This is a genomic window from Streptomyces sp. M-16 (assembly GCF_052114405.1).
Lineage (GTDB): Bacteria > Actinomycetota > Actinomycetes > Streptomycetales > Streptomycetaceae > Streptomyces.
In genome coordinates, this window is sequence record NZ_JBFRER010000293.1 from 1 (window position 1) to 1,841 (window position 1,841).

Annotated in this window: 1 protein-coding gene and 2 pseudogenes; all 3 read left to right on the plus strand. The window is 72.2% G+C overall.

Annotation, left to right across the window (positions count from 1 at the left end; translation table 11 throughout):
* Positions 1-334: pseudogene (locus tag AB4039_RS42170) on the plus strand (2-oxoacid:acceptor oxidoreductase subunit alpha); the annotation flags it as partial.
* On the plus strand, positions 327-1,328 hold the full coding sequence (locus tag AB4039_RS42175) for a 2-oxoacid:ferredoxin oxidoreductase subunit beta (protein ID WP_442273300.1): 1,002 nt from the start codon (positions 327-329) through the stop codon (positions 1,326-1,328). The pseudogene AB4039_RS42170 and the gene AB4039_RS42175, both read left to right, overlap by 8 nt.
* A gap of 260 nt (positions 1,329-1,588) precedes the next feature.
* A pseudogene (locus tag AB4039_RS42180) lies at positions 1,589-1,841 on the plus strand (hypothetical protein); the annotation flags it as partial.

Consider the following 1,841-nt stretch of genomic DNA (forward strand, 5'->3'; position numbering starts at 1 on the left):
GGAGGTCGACGACCCGGCCCGCACGGCCCGCACCCTCGTGCTGGGCTGGGGCTCCACCTACGGCCCCATCACCGCCGCCGTCCGCCGGCTGCGGGCCCAGGGGACGGCCATCGCGCAGGCCCACCTGCGCCACCTCAACCCCTTCCCGGCGAACCTCGGCGAGGTACTCGCCCGCCACGACCGGGTCGTCGTCCCCGAGATGAACCTCGGACAGCTGGCCACCCTGATCCGGGCGAAGTACCTGGTCGACGTCCGCTCCCACACCCAGGTCAACGGCATGCCGTTCAAGGCGGAGCAGCTCGCCGCGGTCCTCAAGGAGGCCATCGATGACTGAGGCACTGAGCCTGATCCCCAAGGCGGAGGCGGCGCTCTCGGCCAGGGACTTCAAGTCGGACCAGGAGGTCCGCTGGTGTCCGGGATGCGGCGACTACGCCGTCCTCGCCGCCGTGCAGGGCTTCATGCCCGAGCTGGGACTGGCCAGGGAGAACATCGTCTTCGTCTCCGGCATCGGCTGCTCCTCCCGCTTCCCGTACTACATGAACACSTACGGGATGCACTCCATCCACGGCCGCGCCCCCGCCATCGCCACCGGACTCGCCTCCTCCCGCCGCGACCTCTCCGTCTGGGTCGTCACCGGCGACGGCGACGCCCTCTCCATCGGCGGCAACCACCTCATCCACGCCCTGCGCCGCAACGTCAACCTCAAGATCCTCCTCTTCAACAACAGGATCTACGGCCTCACCAAAGGCCAGTACTCCCCCACCTCCGAAATCGGCAAGATCACCAAATCCACGCCGATGGGCTCCCTCGACGCGCCCTTCAACCCCGTGTCGCTGGCYCTGGGGGCCGAGGCCACCTTCGTCGCCCGCACCATCGACTCCGACCGCAAACACCTCACCGAGGTCCTGCGCCAGGCCGCCGACCACCCCGGCACCGCCCTCGTCGAGATCTACCAGAACTGCAACATCTTCAACGACGGCGCCTTCGACGCCCTCAAGGACCAGGAACAGGCCCGCGAAGCCGTCATCCGCCTCGAACACGGCCGCCCCGTCCGCTTCGGCACCGACGACACCCGCGGCGTCCTCCGCAACGAGCACACCGGCGACCTCGAAGTGGTCACCGTGACCCCGCAGAACACCTCCCGGATCCTCGTCCACGACGCCCACGCCACCAGCCCCACCACCGCCTTCGCACTCTCCCGCCTCGCCGACCCCGACACCCTCCACCACACCCCCATCGGCGTCTTCCGCGACACCACCCGCCCCGTCTACGACACCCTCATGGCCGACCAGCTCGACTCCTCACCGGCACCGATTCCTGGACGGTGACCTCGTCGGACTGAGGCGGCCGAGGGGTGCGCGGGAGTGCCGGCCCGGGCACCCTCGGTGACCGGGACCCGACCCCGGTCGCCGGCGTGACCAATCACACCCCGGCGGCCACGGGCCGATCGCCCCAACGGATCCGGGCGCTCCACCGGCCCCGGGCCCGCCCCGGGGGCCGATCGGGGGAGGCGGTCCCGAAAGCGCCTGACCTAGCCTGGAGCGGCAGTACGAGATCCGGGGGCCGAGCGCAAAGGAAGAGCGCGTCCATGGGCATCACCACCAGTTCCGTACGTCGTCGGCGTGCGGGAACCGCCGTGACGGCGGCCGTCCTCGGCCTCCTGGCGGCAGCCGCCGCACCGGCCCTCGCCGCCACGGACGGCCCGGCCGGCACTCCGGCCCGAGGCGCCCACGACACGGCCCGCACCGCCCCCCAGGGCGCGCACGACGCCGCCCACGGATCCGCCCGGGGCGCGCAGGGCACGGCCCCCACCGCCGCCCGGGGCGCGCAGGGCGCCGCCC